This is a genomic window from Methylobacterium sp. 10, assembly GCF_000519085.1.
Taxonomy (GTDB): Bacteria; Pseudomonadota; Alphaproteobacteria; order Rhizobiales; family Beijerinckiaceae; genus Methylobacterium.
This window is the reverse complement of record NZ_KI912577.1, coordinates 1,821,723-1,840,736: the sequence shown is the minus strand read 5'-3', so window position 1 is coordinate 1,840,736 and position 19,014 is coordinate 1,821,723. Positions and strand designations below refer to the sequence as shown.

Below are 19,014 nucleotides of genomic sequence, written 5' to 3'. Positions count from 1 at the left end.
GATGGCGCATCAAGGGCCGCTTCATGGCGGTTCCCAAGCGGTCGGATGGCGCACGAAAGGGCGGCCTCGTGGCGGTTCCCGAATGGTCAGGGGACGTCCGCCAACGCGGCCTGCACCTCCGCCCGCGTCACCTCGGCCAGGGGTTTGGCCACCTTCGCGGCCTGCGTCTTCCGCCCCGGCCTCATGACGAGGATGACCGTCTCCAGGCCGGGACAGGAGGGGTCCGGGCACAGGATCTCGTTGATCTTCACCACGGATTCGGGCTCGATGAGGGCGCGGATCCACGCCTCGACCCGGCGTCGCGCGGTATCGTCGGCCGGTTCGCGTCGGCGTCCGAGGCCAAAGAGCGCCATCCCGGCCTCAACCCGGCAGCGTCAGGATGCCGGCCATGCCGCCGGCACAGCCGAAGGCGAGCCGGCCGCCGCGCCCGTCCCAGGCCAGGGCCGAGATCGCTCCGCCCTTGGTGGCGGGCCGGACCAGCAGTTCCGAGGCATCGGCGAAGCGCACGAGCAGGATGCAGCCGTCCTCGTAGCCGATGGCGAGGACCAGGGCCTTGGGGTGGAACGCCACCCGCGTGACGCGGGCCGGGCGGATGCCGCATTCGCGCGGCGCCTTGCCGGTGGGGCCTTCCTTCGAGTCGAACGGCCAGATGATGGCGGCTTCCGCGCCGCTCGTGGCGAGCCAGTTGCCGTCCCCCGACCAGCTCACCGAGCGGACCTTGCCGGGATAGCCCGACATCCGCATGTGGCCGCGGTCGGGCTGGAGGCGCCAGCCGTGGAGCGAGTTCTCCTGCATCGTCGTCACGACGAAGCGGCCGTCCGGTGACCAGGTGACGTCGAGATGCGAGCCCTTCCATTCCACGAAATCGGGGGCGGTCTCGAGATTCGGGTACCAGAGGGTAGCGCCATTGTAATGCGCCACGGCGAGGCGGTAGCCCTTGGGCGCGAACGCAAGCCCCCGCGCCGTCGTGGGCGCGGCGAAGACCTTCTCCCGGCCCTTGGCGTCGCGGGCGACGACGTTGCGGCCGGCGGCATAGGCGATGGCGCCATCGGAATGGAGCGCCAGGGCGTCGATCCAGGCCCCGCCCTTGGCGACGGCCACTTCGGTCATGTCGCCATCGGCCGCGACGGCCACGATGCGACCGTCGTCGCCGCCCGTCACGATCCGCCGGCCGTCGCCCGACGCCACCAGGATGCCGGCATCTGGATGAGCCTCCACGCGCCGCGTCTCGTGGGGGCCGACCAGCATCACGGCGCCATCGCCCAGCGCCAGGGCCAGGACGTCCTTCAGCCAGACGGCCCCAGAGACATGGGCACCCGCCTCCAGCGGAACGACGTGATCGACGAGTGAGGGAGCGCTGGCGCTCATCGGCTAAGAACCTCTCAGGACGCAGACGCAGCGTCCGGCGCCGATTTCAGCACCGTCATGACCGTCGCGACCAGGGTGAGACAACCGGCGATGCCGGCGGGAATGGCGAGGGCATACAACGCGAAGCGGCCATAGGCGACCGCCCCGAGCAGTGAACCGCACAGCAGCGAGAGCCAGACGAGGCCGTCGCCCACCCAGCCAAAGCGGGGTCCTCGCCCCGCGAGCGCGGAAGCGAGCTTCTGGCCGGTGCTGAACAGCGCCCCCGTGACGAAGGTGGTGCCAGCTCGGAACCCCTGGACATGGGCGAGGGCGGCGTTTTGCGCGCCCATGGCGAGGGCGAGAAGCAGCGAGGCGTGGCCGGGGCTCGGGTCCTCCACCGCCGTGAGATAGGCGCCGGATATCAGGACGGTCTCGAAGCCGAGGAGAACCGAGGTGCTCCACCGGGCCGGGGTCAGCGCCGAGAGCCCGCCACCGCACAGGCTGCCGAGGAAGAAAGCGAATATGAGAAGAGCCGGCAGGATCGCCAGGAGGGGCGTGTCGTGCCCCATCGCCACGGCGAACTGGGTGGTGTTGCCACTCATGAACGAGGTGTACAGGCCGCCCAGCCGGATGAACCCGAGGGCGTCCACGTAGCCGGCCAGCGCGGTGAGGACAAGGCCGAAGCCGAGATGCCAGGTCCGGCTCATGACAAGGTCCGGCTCATGGGAGCGTGCGCTGTCCCGCCGCCCCATTCCGTCCCGGGACGACCGAGGCCGGTCCGGTAGGGTTAAGGCATTGCTTACCAAGTCCGCGCAATTCGAGTGAACGGGACCGAACATCGCGGCCGCCACTCCCGTTGGTGTGACGATCCGGCGTCGGGCTTCTCGTCCCGCCCCGGGTGAGTTGGAGTTGCGTCATGATCCCTGTCGCTTACGCTGCCTCTGCGCTGCCAAACTTCGGCTCCGTCCGCGGATCCGAAACCGTTCTGGTGGTGGAGGATGAAGCCATGGTGTGCGAACTAGCCGTCGAAGCTCTCATCGACGAAGGCTATCGCGTCCTCAGCGCCGCCGATGCCGAGGAGGCCGAGGACATCCTGGCTCGGGAACGGGTCGATCTGCTCTTCACCGATATCGATTTGGCCCGCAACACCAATGGCCTCTCCCTTGCCCGCCGGGCGCGGCGCCTGCGTCCGAACCTTCCGGTCATCTACACGTCGGGCGGACGTGGGAGCCTCTCGCAGGCGGATGCGGTGACGGAATCAATCTTCGTGCCGAAGCCCTACCGCCCGAGCCAGCTCATCGCCCTCGCCAATGGCCTCCTGCGCCGTTTCCCCCACTACGCCTGAGCGCAACCGCGCCCCATCACTCCCGGAGCCCCCTCCCCCATGCGTACCCTGCTCGCCACCGCTCTCGTCCTCTTCGCCACGACGCTCAGCGCCTATACGACAGGAAACGCCAAGGCCGCGTGCGACGTGAAGGGGGCGAAGCTCGAAGAGGCTATCGCCGACAAGTCCGAGCTTCGAGAGACTGCCAACAAGCAGGCGGTGCGCGACCTGCGCACCCTGCGCGACGCTGCGATCATCCTCGAGACGTACAAGTACGAGGGCGAGTGCGATCGCCTCGTCGCGATCATCAAGGCGCTTGCCACCAACCCCGAGAAGGCGATCGAGCAGAGTGGCGATACCGACGAAGAGAAGGCGGAGGACCTGATGGAGGCCCGCCAACCGAAGGCGCCCCCCGGCGAGACCGTTCCCGCCAAGTCGAAGTAGCCCCTCTCGCGAGATGTGGAACGCGTCGCCGAGGGAACACCCGCGCGACGAGAACGCTTGCACCGCTGGCCATGCCGAATCTTCTCGGCGGGCCAGTGCGGCCGGACCTTGACGGCCGGCATTACTCTCTTTCTGAAAGGATCGATCGAGCATGGGCACGGATACGGTAACGCGTGGATCGAGCCTTTCCCACGCGCCGAGCGACCTGCCCTCGGTCATCCTCGACGACTACAACATCGAACTGAAGAATGGCGAGGGCTTCGTCGGTGACCGCGTATCGAAGAAGGCTTTCCGCGATCTCGTCGAGGATTGGCGCGAGAAGCTACGCAAGCTCGGCCCCGATCCCCTGGGCGCGAAGGCGAGCCACGATTTCAGTAAGCGGCGCCTCGACGATCTCTTGATCGACGGCCCCCCGCTGGCCGCTGGCGTGGTCTTCGGCGCGATCGAGGAATTCGCCCAGGAACTCGCGACCGTAGTACGGCGCTTCCTGCGTCAGAAGGGGTGGCGCGATACGCAGAGCATCGTCGTCGGCGGCGGTTTCAGCGACAGCCTCGCTGGACGGCTCGCCATCGATAGGGCCAGCGTGGTCCTCCGTGCCGGCGGCCTCGCCCTGAACCTCGAACCCATCCGCCATCATCCGGACGAGGCCGGGCTGATCGGGGCAGTTCACCTCGCGCCGTCCTGGATCTTTTCCGGCTACGACAGCCTGCTCGCCGTCGATATCGGAGGCAGCAACATCCGGGCGGGGGTCGTTACCACGAACCTGAAGAAGGCCTCCGACCTGTCGCGCGCCGAGATCTGGCGCTCGGAGCTCTGGCGCCACCGCGACGAGGACCCGGCCCCGAGCCGCGACGAGGCGGTCGACCGCCTGATCGCGATGCTGAACGACCTGATCTCGCGGGCCGAGCGCTCGCGCCTGAAACTCGCCCCCTTCATCGGAGTCGGGTGCCCGGGCGTCATCGCCGCCGACGGGACCATCGAACGGGGTGGACAGAACTTGCCCGGCGACTGGGAGAGCAGCCGTTTCAACCTCGCCGAACGGCTGGTGGACGCCATCCCCACCATCGGGGATCACGACACCGTGGTGCTGATGCACAACGATGCCGTGGTGCAGGGCCTCTCCGCCATGTCGGACATGAGGGGCGTCGCGCGGTGGGGCGTGCTCACCATCGGTACCGGCCTCGGCAATGCCCGCTTCACGAACCGGCGGCTTCCCGACACGGTGCATTGAGGAGCACACCGCGCGTCTCTCGACGCGCGGTGTGCATGGCTTGGAGGATCGCAGGTCCATCCCGCGCAAGACTGACGACACCCTTCGCGAAATCTGCTCAGCGCAGGGGGGGCGGTGGTGCGGCATCCTGGTCTGTACGGCTGCTCGCGCGGGCGACCTTGCTGGCGATCCGGAAGCGCAAGTCGCTCGGCAGTTCGATCTCCACCAGCCGCCACGACCACCCTCGCAGGCGAAGGCGCAAGCGAAACCGCTGCGACCGGGACGCCTCGGGTGGTACGGCAATGACGAGGGTGCGAAATCCTCGCATCTCCGATGAGAGGTAGTACGGAATCAGCCGGGAGATCGTGTCGATCCTCAATCCGGCGGGGGCGTCGATCTTGCGCTCGGCGTCGGAACCGGCGGCATCGCCGCCGAGGGGGCCAAGATCGAGGGATTGCGGAATGCCGTCATCAAGGAGATCGATGACCGACTGTGCCGTCACCAGGGATTCGGTCAGGGGTTCGGCCAGGGCCGCCGCAGCCTCGATCAACCGCTGCCGATCCCGGGAGAGTTCGACCTCGGAACCGGGCTGACCTCTCGGCTGAGAGGCGGCGGCTGAGATCTGCCGGATCATGGATTGGCGCAATATGCGGAAGTTGACGTGCCGCTCGACGTAGCCGACGTCCCGCGCCTGCACCGCCGAGGCGAGGTCATAGAGCATCCAGAACGGCGTCAACGTGAAGACGAACCACGTCAGAAACAGTGAAATCGGGATCCACCACAATCGCATCATCGCGACAGTGCAGCCCTCTGCGCCCGCTCACTCCACCCGGAGAAGTCCGCGAACTCGGCGACCACGGCCTCGTAGACCGGCCGCTTGAACGGCACGATGAGGTTGGCCAATCCGTCCATGGGCTCCCAACGCCAGGCATCGAACTCGGATTTGTGCAGGCCGCCGCCGGGTGAGAGCACATCGATCTCCGCCTCGTCCCCGACGAGACCGAAGGCGAACCACTTCTGCGTCTGCCCACGATAACGGCCCTTCCAGGCCTGTTTCAGCACGGCGGGCGGCAGGTCGTAGGCGAGCCAGCCGGCCGTCTCCCCGAGGAGCACGACCGAGCCGGCCGAGACGTTGGTCTCCTCGTGCAGTTCGCGCAGGGCCGCTGCGAGAGGAGCCTCCCCCTCATCGATTCCACCCTGCGGCATCTGCCAGGCGAGGTCGCCCTGCACATGCTCCGGCCCGGCCTCGTGACGGCGACGGCCGATGAAGACGGACCCCGGTGGGGCGATGAGCATGATTCCGACGCAGGGCCGATACGGCAGGTCGGGTTCGGGGACGGTGAACTTCATTGGCGGGATCATAGGTCAGCGCGACGATGGCCCGCAATGCGGCGAGAGGCAGTTCACGGGACGATCGCGCGAAAGCGCTCGCTTTGTACCGCCCGTCGGCAAAACCTCGGTACCGAGTCAGCCCGGCGGAGGATCGGGGGACTCGACTTCGCCCCTGCGCTGGAGGATCAGCGCCACGAACCAGCATAGGGAGGCCCAGGCCGCGCCGATGCACCAGCCGGCCAGGACGTCGCTCGGCCAGTGCACTCCGAGATAGATCCGGCTCACACCTACGATGAGCGTCATCCCAACGCCGAGGATAAGGACCAGCACCTTCACTGACCGGTTCGGATCGACGCGGGCAAGCAGCGTCGCCAGGGTGAGGTAGGCGATGGCGGACATCATCGCGTGGCCGCTGGGAAAGCTCGCGGTGAACACGTCCATGCCGTGCGGGACGAGATCCGGCCGCGGCCGATGGTAGAACATCTTCAGCACCGTGGAGACGAGCAATCCCCCGCCGATGGCGCCGAGCACGAAGGCGGCGATGCGATGCCGCCGGGTCAGCGCTAGGTAGGCGACCGCGCTCAGGGTGACGAAGGTTATGGTGAAGACGCTGCCGAGGCCCGTGATGTCGCGCATGGTCTCCTCGAGCCAGCGAGGCCCGATGGGGTCTGACAGGTCGGCGGGGTTGCGCAGGGCGAGCAGAATCTTGCGGTCGAGCGCCTCGGTGGACCCCTCCCCGACCTCGTCGGCGAGGAAGAAGAAGGCGTAGCCGAGGAAGCTCACGCCCAACAACGCCACGAGGGGGCCGACCTCGTTGAGGCGCAGGCGCAGCCATAGGGCCGTGGCGTGGCTGAATAGCGGATGCTGGAGATAGGTCGGGAGGGGCGCCTTCATGCTGGGGCCTTCGTCATCGGTTCGTGGCTCCTCGCTCATCGATGCCGCCCGAAGGCGAAGCGTCCCCGCTGTTGCCACGGCCCACCGAGGTAGCGCCAGAGGATCAGCCCCGGGGAGGTGAATCGGAACGGCTCGAAATCGCGCTCCAGCGTGTGATGCAGGGCGCGGGCGACATCCGGTGCGACCTTGTTCTGGACGGTGATGTGGGGCCGCCAGCCCTGCCGATCCTGCGCGGTCAAAGCCTCCGCGTAGCGCCTGGCGATCTCGTCGCGAAGCCGGAACATGGCGTCGGAGGCGATGGCGAAGGCGACGCCGCGCCCCATGAAGCGAAGGTCGGTGACGGCGACCTCCGCCGGTTCCCGCTCCGCCGTGAGTTCGGATAGGAACGCTGCGATGCCCTCCTCCTCCAGGCCCGGCAGGTGGTGGAACAGGGTGGCGTGGGCCGGAATGACGTTGAGCTTTTGCGGGAAATGCCGCCGTCTCAGCCCGTCGAAATGCGCGAAGGTCTCCGGGTCCATCTCCAGGGTGAGGATCAGCGGATCGGCCGTGGGCGCATCGGGCAAGGTGCTCATCGCCGGCAAACCGTACGGACGCAGACCTGTTCCCGCCATTTTTCTCTTTCCGACAGGCTGCTCATGGCTCATCTCGCTATCGGAGAGTCTGGTGGGAGACGACGGATGGGATTGCTGGTCGACGGCACCTGGCAGGATGCCTGGTACGACACGAAGGAGACCGGCGGCCGGTTCAAGCGAACGGACGCCAAGTTCCGCAACTGGGTCACCGCCGACGGCGAGCCCGGCCCATCCGGCGAGGGCGGCTTTCGGGGTGAGGCCGGCCGCTATCATCTCTACGTCTCGCTCTCCTGCCCCTGGGCGCACCGCACCCTCATCATGCGTGCCCTGAAGGGGCTGGAGGAGGCGATCACAGTCTCGGTGGTCGATCCGCATATGGGATCGGAAGGCTGGCTCTTCGGCGGTTCACCGGGCGCCACCCCCGACACGGTGAACGGCGCGAACCGCCTCTACGAGGTCTATCTGAAGGCGGTGCCGGACTTCACCGGCCGCGTCACCGTCCCCGTCCTGTGGGACAAGCAGCGCCGCACCATCGTCTCGAACGAATCGTCCGAGATCATCCGCATGCTGAACGACGCGTTCGGCGGCGCCGGCCCCGACCTCTATCCGGAAGCCCTGCGCGGCGAGATCGATGCGGTGAACGCCCGCGTGTACGATGCCGTCAACAACGGGGTCTACAAGGCCGGCTTCGCGACGACGCAGGACGCCTACGAAGAAGCCTTCGATGCCCTCTTCGCCGAACTCGATTCCCTCGACGAGCGGCTGGGCAAGGCCCGGTACCTGTGCGGCGCGGCGCTGACCGAGGCCGATATTCGCCTGTTCACAACTCTGGTGCGGTTCGATCCGGTCTATGTCGGGCACTTCAAGTGCAACCTGCGCCGGATCGCTGACTATCCGAACCTCTCACACTACCTGCGCGATCTCTATGCCCTGCCCGGCATCGCCGGCACGGTGAACCTCACCCACATCAAGAAGCACTATTACGGGAGCCATCCGACCCTGAATCCGACGGGAATCGTGCCGAAAGGCCCCGAGCTCGATCTCGACGCTCCCAACGACAGGGCGTTACGCTTCGGCGCATGACGCCGCGACGTTCGCGACATTGCCCTCGACAGATCCGACGACGGACATACATCAGCGCCATGAAGCCACCAACCGCCCTCATCCTGCCCGTCCTCGCCGTCCTTGTCGCCATGGCAAGTCCTGCAAGCGCCCAGACCGCGATCAAGCTCGAAGGTACATGCGAGAAGCTGATCGTGGCGGGATTGGACGTGACCCAGAACTGCAAGGACACGATGATGAACACCGTGTCCCGCAACCGGACGAGTTTCGACTTCTCCGCCTGGGACGGCCGGTCCCTGAGCTTTAGCGGCAGCGGGGCGCAGCAGGAGCGAACAGAGGAAACCGATGCGCTCCAACCGATCAATCTCGTCGTTCCCGGCGAGAAGACCGACGAGGGCGTGGTTCGTGGACCGCTCGCGGCCGTTGGGTCTTGCAGCTTCAGCAATCCGCAGGAGGGCAAGACCGCGATCACCTGCGAGGCGACCTCCGCAAAGGGCCGTTACGAAGCCCGTTTTGTCACGGACGCGAAGACGCCCCCCGGCGCACCGAAACCCTGAGGCCGTGCCTCAATGCGACAGCCGAGAGGCGTGCATGCCGGGATGGTGCGAATAGCCCGAGTACCGCTCTGGTCCCGTCGAGGCGGGGCGCCCATCTAGGGCAAGGACGAATCTGATCGGCCACCGGCGGCTCCCGTGCCGTTGACCCGAGTGCGAGAGTTGAGGACGGCATGCTGAACGACGTTTCCACCGCCGGGGTGAGTCCCGCCGGCGGTCCCGCGAATCTCATCAAGGACGTCACTACCGCGACATTCCGCGACGAGGTCATCACCGCCTCCCTGCAACAGCCGGTGCTGGTGGATTTCTGGGCGACGTGGTGCGGCCCCTGCAAGCAGCTGACTCCCCTGCTGGAGAAGGCCGTGACCGCCGCCAAGGGCGCCGTCATCCTCGCCAAGGTGAACATCGACGAAAATCCGGCAATCTGGTCGCAGATCAGCCAGCAACTCGGATTGCAATCGATTCCCGCCGTCATCGCCATCGACAAGGGCCGTCCCGTGGATGGGTTCGTCGGAGCCCTGCCGGAGAGCGAGATCAAGGAATTCATTGCCCGGCTCTCCGGTCCGGCCGGCCCGACGCCAGTTGAGGCGATGATGACCGAGGCGGAGGTCGCCCTCGGGGAAGGCGATCTCGCCGGAGCCTCCGAACTTTATGCCGCGGTGCTCGGCGAGGAGCCCGGAAACCTCGTCGCACTCGCGGCTCTCGCGAAGATCCAGCTCGATTCCGGCGAGGTCGCCAACGCGCGCCAGATCCTCGACATGGCGCCGCCGGAAAAGACCGGCGATCCGGCCCTGGCGAGCATCCGTGCGGCGGTGGAGCTGGCCGAGCAGGCGGCCTCCCTCGGCGATCTCGGCGTGTTCCAGAAGCGCATCGCCGCCGATCCCGCCGATTACCAAGCTCGGTTCGATTTCGCCCTCGGTCTCAACGGTCTTGGCAAGCGCGACGAGGCGGTGGACGAACTGATCGAGATCGAGCGGCGGGACAAGACCTGGAACGACGGGGCGGCCCGTAAGCAGCTCCTCACGTTCTTCGAAGCCTGGGGCCTCATGGACAAGGCTTCGATCCGCGGCCGGCGACGACTGTCGACGCTGGTCTTCGCATGACGCATCGATGCCGGGGCGGAGAGACGCAATGAGCACCCACGCTGGCTACAAGGGACCGGGCGACTGCCCCGGCGTCATCCCCGTCTTCCCCCTGCCCGGCGCTTTGCTCCTGCCCCGTGGACAGATGCCGCTCAACATCTTCGAGCCGCGCTACCTCGCCATGGTGGACGATGCCCTGAAGACCGATCGCGTCATCGGCATGATACAGCCCGACGTGGAGAGCGGAGCGTCGCCGATGACGCCCAAGCTCTTCCGTGTCGGCTGCATCGGCCGGATCACCCAGTTCGCCGAGACCGGCGATGGACGCTACCTCATCTCGCTCACCGGCATCGCGCGGTTCCGCGTCGAGAGCGAACTCGCCACCACCACCCGTTACCGGCGCTGCCAAGTCTCCTACGACGACTTCCTCAGCGACTTCGAACCGCGAGCGGGCGAGGACGCGGTGGACCGCGAGGGCGTCCTGAAGGCCCTGAAGGACTTCGTCGAGGTGAACGACCTCAAGGTCGACTGGGCCGGCATCGACGAGGCGCCGAACGAAGCTCTTGTCAACGCGCTCTGCATGATGAGCCCGTTCGGCTCCCGCGAAAAACAGGCGATGCTGGAGGCAGCCGACCTCAAGACCCGCGCGGAGGTCTTGATTGCGGTGACCGAGATGGAGTTGGTGCGTGGATCGGGGTCCGAGCCGACCCTACAGTGAAGCTGCGCCTTGAGGACAGAACACGATGACCGATGAAATCCCCACCGCCGTGGAAGCCACACGCGTCGATCCTAAACTCCTCGAACTCTTGGTCTGCCCCCTGACCAAGCAGACGTTGGAATACGATTCCGTCCGCCAGGAACTGGTCAGCCGCTCGGCCAAGCTCGCCTATCCGATCCGCGACGGCATTCCGATCATGCTGCCCGAAGAGGCGCGGCCCCTCGACTGAGTCGGCATCCGTGAACCATTTCGAGACCGTCGCCCTTCCGCGCGTGGCCGTCGTCGCCACGGGCGGTACCATTGCCATGAAGAACGACCCAGAGACCGGCGCCCCCGTCCCGGCCTTGTCGGGTGCCGATCTCGTGGCGGCGGTGCCGGGCCTTGCTGGACTCGCGACCATCGAGGTGGTGGAGTTCGCCAACCTGCCGAGCGCCTATATGGGGCCGGCCCTTTGGCCCGACCTGACCCGCACGGTGGAGAGCCTGCTGACGCGGGACGACATCGCCGGATTGGTGGTCCTCCACGGCACCGACACCCTCGACCAGACCGCCTACTTTCTCGACCTGACCCTGACCGGCGACAAGCCGGTGGTGGTGATCGGCGCACAGCGCAACGCCTCCGATCCGGACGGCGACGGCGGCCGCAACCTCCTCAACGCCGTGCGTCAGATCCTGGCGCCAGGGGCCTGCGACATGGGCGTGACGGTGACGCTCAACCACAACATCAACGCCGCCCGCGAAGTCCGGAAGACCCACACCAACAACGTCGAGACCTTCAATTCCGGCACCATTGGGTTCCTCGGCACCGTGGACGAGGACCGCGTGGTCTTCTCGCGAAAATCCCTGCGGCGCCAGACTCTGCCGCTCCCGGCGGCATTGCCCCGTATCGATGTGGTGCCGATGGTGGCCGGTGCCGACGGTTCCCAGTTGCGCCACGCCGTGGAGAGCGGCGCCGACGCCGTAGTGCTTGCCGCCTACGGCTTCGGCAACGTCAACGATGCCCTCCACGATGCGGTGGTCGAGGCCGCGGCACGAGGCGTGGTGGTGATCGTCGCGAGCCTGCTCGCCAATGGCCGCGCGCTGCCCGTCTACGGCTTCAAGGGCGGCGGCCAGACTCTGCGCGAGGCCGGGGCGGTCTTCGCCGACGACCTGTCGCCCGACAAGGCACGGGTGTTGGCGCTGCTCGCCCTGCCAATCACGCGTGAGCGCGCGGCGTTGCAAGCGTTCTACGACCGCTGAGCAGACGCGCGGAACGATGCGAAGGCAAGACGTTCTAGCCATTACGCCGAAGCGCGAGCGTAGTGCCGCACGAGGACCATCCACTTCCCGGCAACAGCGAAGTTAAACCGCCGGAGCCGCGCCAGTCATCGCAGGTTCAGATCGGTTCGTTCCTTGTGCTGATATTCAGATTGTGGCGCCCGTCACAATCCTGCCGCCTCGTCATGTATCCTGCGATCACTCTTCATTGAACGTCTTTTCGGGATACAGTCTGGCCGTCATGGCCGGATCGAACCGGGCGTTTTTGACGAAGGATGATGCATGTCCAACTCCGCCGCTCTGCTCCTTCTTGGAGCCAGCCTGTCCTCGGCCGTCATGCTGCCGGCCGCCGCGCGCGATGCCGGCACTTTCAACGGCGCGTGGTCGGTGGACCTCGTGACGGAAAGCGGCATGGTCTGCGACAGTCGCTACAGCTACTCGGTCTCGGTGCAGGAGGGGCAGGTGCGCCTCGTCTCCGGGCAGAGCGCGAGCCTCACGGGACGAGTGGGCGCGGACGGCACCCTGGGTCTCAGTGTCTCGAACGGCACCGCCACGGGCGCGGTCTCGGGTCGCCTCCAGTCGAATTCCGGCAGCGGCACCTGGAAGGTTTCCTCCCTGTGCTCGGGCCGCTGGACGGCGCGGCGTCAGGCGACGCGCACCGCCCAGGCGGACTAGTTTTCAGGCAGCGGCGAGCCAGCTCCGGGCCTCGTCGATATGGGCGCGGTCGAAGGTCTTGATCTGGGCCGGCGAGACCTTGCCGAACGTGTCGGCGACCATGCGCAGCCAGGACGCGTCCGTGACCAGGGCGACGTGACTGACGCCCTTCATCATGGCGAGGCCGAAGCGCACGTCCTTGAAGAAGGCCGCCGGTTCCATGCCCTTGAACTCGCGCACGTCCTCCAGCAGCTTGAGCTTGCCGCCCTTGTCGAGATCGGCCTGCATGGCGGTGATGACGGTGTTCATATCCTGATCGGTGATCTGGCCGTCGACGACGATCTCGGCGACGTTCGAGTCCGGTGTCTTGGTGTAGGTCAGCATGCATCACTCCTGGTCGGGTCGAACGCTACCCAAGCGAACGTCGGGCCAGACTTATAGGAAACTCTGAGGGTCCACGTCGATGGCGACCTTCACGTTGCCGCGAACCTTCGGCCCGCGCCCGAGCCAATCGCGCAGGTAGGCTTGGAGATCCACGGCCCGCTCGGTCTTCACCAGCAGCCTGAACCGGTAGCGCCCTCGGATCAGCGCGAGGGGTGCCTCGGCCGGCCCCAGCACCATGACGCCCTGCGGCGGTTCGGCGGCACGCGCCAGGGCCTGCCCATGCGCCTCCGCCACCTCGCGCTCGTTGGCCGAGACGATGAGTGCGGCGAGCCGCCCGAACGGCGGCAGGCCGGCGGCCTCCCGCGAGGCGATCTCTTCCTCGTAGAATCGGGTGGCATCGCCAGAGAGCAATGCTGCGATCACGGGATGATCGGGCTGGTAGGTCTGGACCAGGGCACGGCCCGGCTTGTCGCCGCGCCCGGCACGGCCCGTCACCTGCTGGAGCAGCTGGAAAGTGCGTTCGGCGGCGCGGGGATCGCCGGAGGTCAAGCCGATATCGGCGTCGAGCACGCCAACGAGGGTCAGATGCGGGAAATTATGGCCCTTGGCGACGAGCTGGGTGCCGATGACGATGTCGCATTCTCCGTCGGCCACGCTCTGCAGCTCGGCCCGCAGACGCTCGGCCCCGCCGGGAAAGTCGGAGGAGAGCACGATCACGCGCTTGTCGGGAAACAGCTCCGTCACCTCCTCGGCGATGCGCTCCACCCCCGGCCCGCACGGGGTGAGGTTGTCGAACGTGCCGCATTCGGTGCAGGCGTCGGGCCGCCGCTCGGCATAGCCGCATTGGTGGCAGACCAGCGCTCGGCGGAAGCGATGCTCCACCAGCCAAGTCGAGCAATTGCGGCACTGGTAGCGGTGGCCGCAGGCCCGGCAGAGGGTGAGCGGCGCATAGCCCCGCCGGTTCAGGAACAGCAGCGCCTGATCGCCGGCCTCGATGGTGGCGCGCACGGCGTTGACCAGGGGCGGGGCGATGAACCGGCCCTTCTCCGGTTTGTCGAGGCGCATGTCGATGGCATGGATGTCCGGCAGCCGCCGTCCGCCGAACCGCTCCGGCAGGACGATATGGGCGTAGCGCCCCTTCTCGGCATTGACCTTGGTCTCGATGGAGGGGGTCGCCGAGGCGAGGACCACCGGGCAATTCTCGAGACGGCCGCGCACCACCGCCATGTCGCGGGCGTGGTAATGGACCCCGTCCTCCTGCTTGTAGGCAGCCTCGTGCTCCTCGTCGACGACGACGAGGCCGAGATCGCTAAAGGGCAGGAACAGGGCCGAGCGGGCGCCGACCACCACCGCGACTTCGCCCGCCGCCACGCCGGCGCGCAGGCGCTCGCGGCGCTTCGAGCCGATGCCCGAATGCCAGGTCGCCGGACGAACGCCGAACCGCTCGGCGAACCGGTCGAGGAACTGCGCCGTGAGCGCGATCTCCGGCATCAGGATGAGTGCCTGGTGTCCCCGCCGGACGGCTTCGGCCACGGCCTCGAAATAGACCTCCGTCTTGCCCGAACCGGTGACGCCTTCGAGGAGGATCGTCGGCGCTTTCGCCTCCCCACCCTCCGAGTCTTGGAAGGCACGGGCGATGAGATCCAGTGCCGCCTCTCCCTGCGCCTCCGACAGGGGAACGCGGGGATGGTCCGGATCGGGCGGGAGCGCCACCGGCTCCGGCGCGAGGGCGACGGCTTCGAGGGCGCCATCATCGATGAGGCCGTCGACCACGCTGAGCGAGACGCCCGCCTCCTTGGCGAGCGCGCTCTTGCCGCGCATCGTCCCATCGGCGGTGACCGCCAGCACCTTCATCCGCGCCGCCGTCGGCCGGGCGGGCGGCTTGCCCGAACCGCGCACGCCGATCCGCGAAGTCTCGCCGCGCGCCGCCTCGTCGGGCAGGCGCAGGGCCATGGCCAGAGCCGAGCCCTTCGGCGCCAGGGTGTAGCGGGCGAGCCAATCGACCAGTTCGCGCAAGGAGTCGGACAGGGGCGGCGCCTCGAGCCGCCCCGTCACCTGCCGCAGGTTCGAGCCACCGGGACTCTCCGCCACCTGCCAGACCACCCCCACCGTCTCACGCGGCCCGAGCGGCACCTGCACGACATCGCCCGGCGACAGGACCAGCCCGGCGGGCACGGCGTAGCTATAGGCGTTGTCGAGCGCGAGCGGGATCAGGATATCGGCGACGCTGGGCATGGGCTCTTCTGCATGGGAACCATGTTCTATCTATGTACTCTCTCGCCCGATCGCGACCGGTCGCCGCGCGCCAGAAGGACTGCCACCGGAAGAGCCGCGAGGCTGACCCCGCTCATGGCCCAGAACCCCGACGCCCCGTAAGCGGCGAAGAGCGGACCGGCCGCAAGCGTGAACAAGGCAGAGGACAGGCCGAGCCCGAGGGGACCATAGAGCGTCAGCGCGGTGGCGGTGAGGTCCGGCGGCACGCAGCGGCCGATCTCCTTCAGGCAGGCGAGATGCAGGAGCGCGAAGGTGAGCCCGTGCAAGCACTGGATCGCAACGAGCGCCGGGAGTGCCACGGTCTCGGCACTGATCCCCCACCGCAATGCCCCCGCAACGGCTGCCAGCCCGATCGCCCAGCCCGGATCCAGCCGCCTCAGGATCCACGGCCCGGCGATGAGGAAGACGAGGATCTCCGCCGCCACCGCCTCCGACCAGAGCAGGCCAGCGGTACCGGCCGGGATGGAGTTCCGGCTCCACAGGATCATCGCGAAGGCATCGTGCATGGCATGCGCGCCCATGACGAGGGAGGCCGCCAGGACGACGCGACGGAAGCGCCGGTTCGCCAGCACCTCCAAGAAGCCCCGCGGCGGCATGGATCTGGTCGCTACCTCCGGCGGTCTGGCCCTCACAAGTCCATTCGCAGCGAGACCGGCGGCGAGAAAGAGACCGCCCCCGACCAGGATAGCGGCCTCGATCCCGAGCCCCGGCACCAGCCAGCCGACCAGGCTCGTCGCGAGGATAAAGGCGGCCGAGCCGGCGCCCCTCACCCAGCCGTAGACGAAGCGCCGGCCGTTTCGCGAGGCGGCCAGGGCGAGGGCGTCGCTGAACGGCGCCAGGGGGGCGGTGAGGACGGCATAGGCGAGGCCGACGACCAGCAGGGCCGCGAATCCCGTCACCGCGAGATGCCCGAAGGCGGCAAGCCCCGCGAGCACGGCCGCACCGGCCAGGACCGGGCGGACGATGCCCCACCGGTCGGCGATCCGCCCGGCGAGCGGCCCGGTCACCATCCGCGCCAGGATCGCGAGGGCGAGGAGCCAGGCGATCTCGTGCGCGGGCAGCCCACGCCGTTCGAGGAACAGCGGCAGGAATGGCGAGAGCGCCCCGTAACCGGCATAGAGCGCGACGAAGAGGGCGAGATGGCCGGCCAGCAGCCGACGGTCGTCGGTACGGTCGCTCACGCGAGTGTGGCCGGCATCGTGCGTTTCCTCGCTTGCGTCATGGCGAGCGCCGGCACTACCTCGACCGCCGCCCCGGCGAGTGTCGGGCGCAGTGCTGCGGGGAGCAACCCGATGACGGCTTCGCCAGTCGACCTCAACGGCAGGAGCGCGTACGCGAGGAAGATGGACGGTGCGGAGGGGATCGTGCTGCTTCACGGTATCGCCCGCCGCTCAGCCTCCCTCGGTCGGATGGAACACGCATTTCGCGCCGAGGGGTACCGCACCCTCAACCTCGACTACCCCGGGCGAAAGGCCACATTGCAGACGATCGTCGAGGGCGCCGCGCCAGCGGTGACGGCGTTCGCGTCCGGCCTCCGCCGCCTGCATTTCGTCACCCATTCAATGGGCGGGCTCGTGGCGCGGGGGATCATCACCCGGCATCGCCCGGCCAATCTCGGCCGCGTGGTGATGCTGGGACCGCCGAACGGCGGCAGTGAAGTGGCGGACTTTCTCCATCGGATGAGGCCATACCGGCTGTTCTTCGGGCCGGCGGGCGCACAACTCACCACCCACCGCTCGGAGGCCCTCACCGCGCTCCTCGGCGATATCGATTTTCCCCTGGGGGTCATCGCGGCGGACCGCTCGGTCTGGCTGATCGAATCCTTCCTGATCCTGCCCCGCCCCAATGACGGGCGCGTGAGCGTGGCGCGGACGCGGGTCTCCGGCATGAGCGACCACCTCACCCTCCACACCACCCACGACCTGATGATCCTGAACCGCGCCGCGATCACCGCTTCGCTACGCTTCATCCGGCACGGCCGCTTCCGAGACGCACCTGACGTCGAGGAGGCGGCGCAGGATACCGCAACGGCCCGGTGAGGCGCCACGACCGCTCATGCCGGGACCACGTAGAGCGCAGGAGGCAGGCGACCGCCGTTGCCGCTCGGGCGTCGGGCCCCTATCTGTGACGGCGCGTCGGCACGCTGCTCGCTTCGACCGGCGCGTCCACCGGGAGACCTCATGCGGTTGCCAAGCTCCACCCTCGCCATCGCGTTCGGCGCCCTTGCCGCTTCCGCGGCCTTTGCCGAGGCCGCGCCGATGCGATTGGCCGGCCACCGCGCGGTGTACGACCTCTCGCTGGCCGAGAGTCGGGGCGCGCGGGCGGTGGAGAGCGCGCGGGGACGCATCGTCCTCGATTTCAGCGGAGATGCCTGCAAGGGCTACACGATGCAGACCCGGCAGGTGACGGAGCTCGATAGCGGCGAGACCGGCAAGCGCCTCTCCGATCTGCGCAACACCACCTTCGAGGGCGGTGACGGCCATAGTTTCCGCTTCAAGACCAACACGGTGCTCAACGGCAGCGCATCGACATCGGTGGACGGAACGGCAGAGAACGGCCCCGAGTCGCTGAAGGTCAGGCTGAAGGAGCCCAAGCGCGACCAGTACACCGAGACCGGTCCCGTGCTGTTCCCGACCCTCCACATGCGCCGCATGATCGAGGCGGCCCAGGCCGGCGAGACGACGATGTCGGCCAAGGTGTTCGACGGGTCGGACGACGGCCGCAAGATCTTCGACACGCTCGCCGTGATCGGCAAGGCGATCACGGCCGAAGAACCGGCTAAGGATGGCGGCGCCGACAGGGACAAGCCTCTGCGGGAGGGCGAGATGGCGGCGATGCGGCGCTGGCCGGTGACCTTGAGTTACTTCACCCCCGGACAGGGTGAGCGCACCCCCGTCTACGTCCTCACCTTCCTCCTCTACGAGAATGGCGTCAGCGGGGGGCTCAGTCTGAATTACGGCGACTTCACCATCGCCGGCGACCTCAGCCGCCTCGACCTCCACAAGGTCGAGGCGAAGACGGAGACCGAGTGCAAGCCCTGACACGTCACGTCGTCCGGAGCCCGTGAGGGACGGCCGGTTGGGGTCGCTCGCAGGATGCAGGGCGCACCCTTACGTTGGCCACCCCCGCACTTCCTATTCATCCGAATTCGGCGTCGGGATCGGGCGGACCGAGCCGGCGCCAGGCGGCAACGATCCTTTCGGGCTTCACGTCGAGGGCCGTGGCGCAGGCGATCAGCACCGCCTCGTCGCCCATGAGATGATCGAGGACCGCCGCGAGGAAGGCCGGATCGGTGGCGCTTTCCCGTAACGTGTCGGGCGTCAAACCGGAGGAGGCCATAAAGGGTAGGAGCCTGTCGCCGTCTTCGGCGAGCCATCCGAGCACCGAGATGGCGAGATGCTCGGCGGATTCCTCGGGACGGTCGGATTTGCGTTTCGTCAACATGTATCCCTTAGGTTCTCATCGAGCGGGACGCCGGTCCTTCCAGAATGCGCCGCCAGCCTGCCGGGAACAATGAGCCATGCCGAAGACCGTGCTCATCGTCGAGGACAACGAACTTAATATGAAGCTCTTCAACGATCTGTTGGAAGGGCACGGCTATGCAACACTCAAGACCGCCAATGGAATCGAGGCGATCGAGCTCGCCCGCGCCCACCGGCCCGACTTGATCCTGATGGACATCCAGCTTCCTGAGGTCTCCGGCCTCGAAGTCACCAAATGGCTGAAGGAAGACGACGACCTCAAGCATATCCCCGTCATCGCCATCACGGCCTTCGCCATGAAGGGTGACGAGGAGCGCATCCGCGAAGGCGGCTGCGAAGCCTATCTCTCGAAACCGATCTCCGTGGCGAAGTTTCTCGCCACCGTCCGTCTCTACCTCGGCGACGGAGCCCGTTGATGAGGGCCA

General features: G+C 67.5%; 24 protein-coding genes. 13 read left to right on the top strand and 11 right to left on the bottom strand.

The window, feature by feature from the left end; genetic code table 11:
- Window positions 1-86: 86 nt before the first annotated feature.
- Genes K368_RS0108475 through K368_RS0108465 form a run of 3 tightly spaced genes read right to left on the bottom strand, consistent with a single transcriptional unit; the run spans window position 87 to window position 2,054 of the window.
- Window positions 87-353, bottom strand: a complete 267-nt coding sequence (locus K368_RS0108475; protein WP_027172008.1) for a hypothetical protein — start codon at window positions 351-353, stop codon at window positions 87-89.
- Between the two features lie 7 nt (window positions 354-360).
- On the bottom strand, window positions 361-1,368 hold the full coding sequence (locus K368_RS0108470) for a WD40 repeat domain-containing protein (RefSeq protein ID WP_027172007.1): 1,008 nt from the start codon (window positions 1,366-1,368) through the stop codon (window positions 361-363).
- Window positions 1,369-1,382: 14 nt separating this feature from the next.
- Window positions 1,383-2,054 carry a YoaK family protein gene (locus K368_RS0108465; RefSeq protein WP_027172006.1) on the bottom strand — a complete coding sequence of 224 codons (672 nt, stop codon included), beginning with the start codon at window positions 2,052-2,054 and terminating at the stop codon, window positions 1,383-1,385.
- 209 nt (window positions 2,055-2,263) lie between these two features.
- Here K368_RS0108465 and K368_RS0108460 point away from each other — a divergent pair, with 209 nt between their 5' ends.
- From K368_RS0108460 to K368_RS0108450, 3 genes are all read left to right on the top strand, one after another.
- The gene (locus tag K368_RS0108460) at window positions 2,264-2,692 is read left to right on the top strand and encodes a response regulator (RefSeq protein WP_027172005.1); all 429 of its coding nucleotides are present in this window, start codon (window positions 2,264-2,266) and stop codon (window positions 2,690-2,692) included.
- Between the two features lie 39 nt (window positions 2,693-2,731).
- Window positions 2,732-3,115 (top strand): hypothetical protein, encoded by a 384-nt coding sequence (locus tag K368_RS0108455; RefSeq protein ID WP_027172004.1) that lies wholly within the window; start codon window positions 2,732-2,734, stop codon window positions 3,113-3,115.
- A gap of 151 nt (window positions 3,116-3,266) precedes the next feature.
- Window positions 3,267-4,346 carry an ROK family protein gene (locus tag K368_RS0108450; protein WP_027172003.1) on the top strand — a complete coding sequence of 360 codons (1,080 nt, stop codon included), beginning with the start codon at window positions 3,267-3,269 and terminating at the stop codon, window positions 4,344-4,346.
- A gap of 97 nt (window positions 4,347-4,443) precedes the next feature.
- Here K368_RS0108450 and K368_RS0108445 read toward each other — a convergent pair whose 3' ends face one another.
- The 4 genes from K368_RS0108445 to K368_RS0108430 form a co-directional block, all read right to left on the bottom strand.
- Window positions 4,444-5,115 (bottom strand): DUF2939 domain-containing protein, encoded by a 672-nt coding sequence (locus tag K368_RS0108445; protein WP_027172002.1) that lies wholly within the window; start codon window positions 5,113-5,115, stop codon window positions 4,444-4,446.
- Window positions 5,115-5,687, bottom strand: coding sequence for an RNA pyrophosphohydrolase (locus K368_RS0108440; RefSeq protein ID WP_027172001.1), 573 nt, complete (start codon window positions 5,685-5,687; stop codon window positions 5,115-5,117). Before K368_RS0108440 ends, K368_RS0108445 begins: the two co-directional genes overlap by 1 nt.
- A 105-nt stretch (window positions 5,688-5,792) precedes the next feature.
- Window positions 5,793-6,551 carry a phosphatase PAP2 family protein gene (locus tag K368_RS0108435; protein ID WP_027172000.1) on the bottom strand — a complete coding sequence of 253 codons (759 nt, stop codon included), beginning with the start codon at window positions 6,549-6,551 and terminating at the stop codon, window positions 5,793-5,795.
- 35 nt (window positions 6,552-6,586) lie between these two features.
- Window positions 6,587-7,123 carry a 2'-5' RNA ligase family protein gene (locus K368_RS0108430; protein ID WP_036266107.1) on the bottom strand — a complete coding sequence of 179 codons (537 nt, stop codon included), beginning with the start codon at window positions 7,121-7,123 and terminating at the stop codon, window positions 6,587-6,589.
- A 105-nt stretch (window positions 7,124-7,228) separates the two neighbouring features.
- Between K368_RS0108430 and K368_RS0108425 the strand changes: the two genes are divergently transcribed.
- The 7 genes from K368_RS0108425 to K368_RS0108395 all read left to right on the top strand — a co-directional run bounded on the left by K368_RS0108425 (window position 7,229) and on the right by K368_RS0108395 (window position 12,470).
- Window positions 7,229-8,206 carry a glutathione S-transferase family protein gene (locus K368_RS0108425; RefSeq protein ID WP_027171998.1) on the top strand — a complete coding sequence of 326 codons (978 nt, stop codon included), beginning with the start codon at window positions 7,229-7,231 and terminating at the stop codon, window positions 8,204-8,206.
- A gap of 59 nt (window positions 8,207-8,265) precedes the next feature.
- The gene (locus tag K368_RS0108420) at window positions 8,266-8,742 is read left to right on the top strand and encodes a hypothetical protein (RefSeq protein WP_036266106.1); all 477 of its coding nucleotides are present in this window, start codon (window positions 8,266-8,268) and stop codon (window positions 8,740-8,742) included.
- Between the two features lie 170 nt (window positions 8,743-8,912).
- Window positions 8,913-9,842: a co-chaperone YbbN gene (locus K368_RS0108415; protein ID WP_027171996.1), complete on the top strand. Its 930-nt coding sequence runs from the start codon at window positions 8,913-8,915 to the stop codon at window positions 9,840-9,842.
- A gap of 28 nt (window positions 9,843-9,870) precedes the next feature.
- Complete coding sequence (locus tag K368_RS0108410; RefSeq protein ID WP_027171995.1) at window positions 9,871-10,539, top strand: LON peptidase substrate-binding domain-containing protein; 669 nt, start codon at window positions 9,871-9,873, stop codon at window positions 10,537-10,539.
- 25 nt (window positions 10,540-10,564) lie between these two features.
- The gene (locus tag K368_RS0108405) at window positions 10,565-10,768 is read left to right on the top strand and encodes a Trm112 family protein (protein ID WP_027171994.1); all 204 of its coding nucleotides are present in this window, start codon (window positions 10,565-10,567) and stop codon (window positions 10,766-10,768) included.
- Window positions 10,769-10,778: 10 nt separating this feature from the next.
- Entirely contained in the window at window positions 10,779-11,777 is a 999-nt protein-coding gene (locus tag K368_RS0108400) for an asparaginase (protein WP_027171993.1), read from the top strand.
- 300 nt (window positions 11,778-12,077) lie between these two features.
- Window positions 12,078-12,470, top strand: a complete 393-nt coding sequence (locus K368_RS0108395; protein ID WP_027171992.1) for a hypothetical protein — start codon at window positions 12,078-12,080, stop codon at window positions 12,468-12,470.
- Window positions 12,471-12,473: 3 nt separating this feature from the next.
- On the opposite strand, the gene K368_RS0108390 is transcribed toward K368_RS0108395, so the two are convergent.
- Genes K368_RS0108390 through K368_RS0108380 form a run of 3 tightly spaced genes read right to left on the bottom strand, consistent with a single transcriptional unit; the run spans window position 12,474 to window position 16,288 of the window.
- On the bottom strand, window positions 12,474-12,833 hold the full coding sequence (locus K368_RS0108390) for an STAS/SEC14 domain-containing protein (RefSeq protein ID WP_027171991.1): 360 nt from the start codon (window positions 12,831-12,833) through the stop codon (window positions 12,474-12,476).
- A gap of 51 nt (window positions 12,834-12,884) precedes the next feature.
- On the bottom strand, window positions 12,885-15,068 hold the full coding sequence (locus tag K368_RS0108385) for a primosomal protein N' (protein ID WP_027171990.1): 2,184 nt from the start codon (window positions 15,066-15,068) through the stop codon (window positions 12,885-12,887).
- 26 nt (window positions 15,069-15,094) lie between these two features.
- Window positions 15,095-16,288 (bottom strand): MFS transporter, encoded by a 1,194-nt coding sequence (locus K368_RS0108380; RefSeq protein WP_027171989.1) that lies wholly within the window; start codon window positions 16,286-16,288, stop codon window positions 15,095-15,097.
- 111 nt (window positions 16,289-16,399) lie between these two features.
- On the opposite strand from K368_RS0108380, the gene K368_RS24265 reads away from it, so the two are divergent.
- A complete protein-coding gene (locus K368_RS24265) occupies window positions 16,400-17,146 on the top strand; it encodes an alpha/beta fold hydrolase (RefSeq protein WP_051440024.1) in 747 nt (248 codons plus the stop codon).
- Between the two features lie 141 nt (window positions 17,147-17,287).
- Window positions 17,288-18,148 (top strand): cell envelope integrity EipB family protein, encoded by an 861-nt coding sequence (locus K368_RS0108370; protein WP_027171988.1) that lies wholly within the window; start codon window positions 17,288-17,290, stop codon window positions 18,146-18,148.
- Window positions 18,149-18,245: 97 nt separating this feature from the next.
- Here K368_RS0108370 and K368_RS0108365 read toward each other — a convergent pair whose 3' ends face one another.
- Entirely contained in the window at window positions 18,246-18,551 is a 306-nt protein-coding gene (locus K368_RS0108365; RefSeq protein WP_027171987.1) for a DUF3572 domain-containing protein, read from the bottom strand.
- 76 nt (window positions 18,552-18,627) lie between these two features.
- Here K368_RS0108365 and K368_RS0108360 point away from each other — a divergent pair, with 76 nt between their 5' ends.
- Window positions 18,628-19,005: a response regulator gene (locus K368_RS0108360; RefSeq protein ID WP_018045229.1), complete on the top strand. Its 378-nt coding sequence runs from the start codon at window positions 18,628-18,630 to the stop codon at window positions 19,003-19,005.
- Window positions 19,006-19,014: the final 9 nt, after the last annotated feature.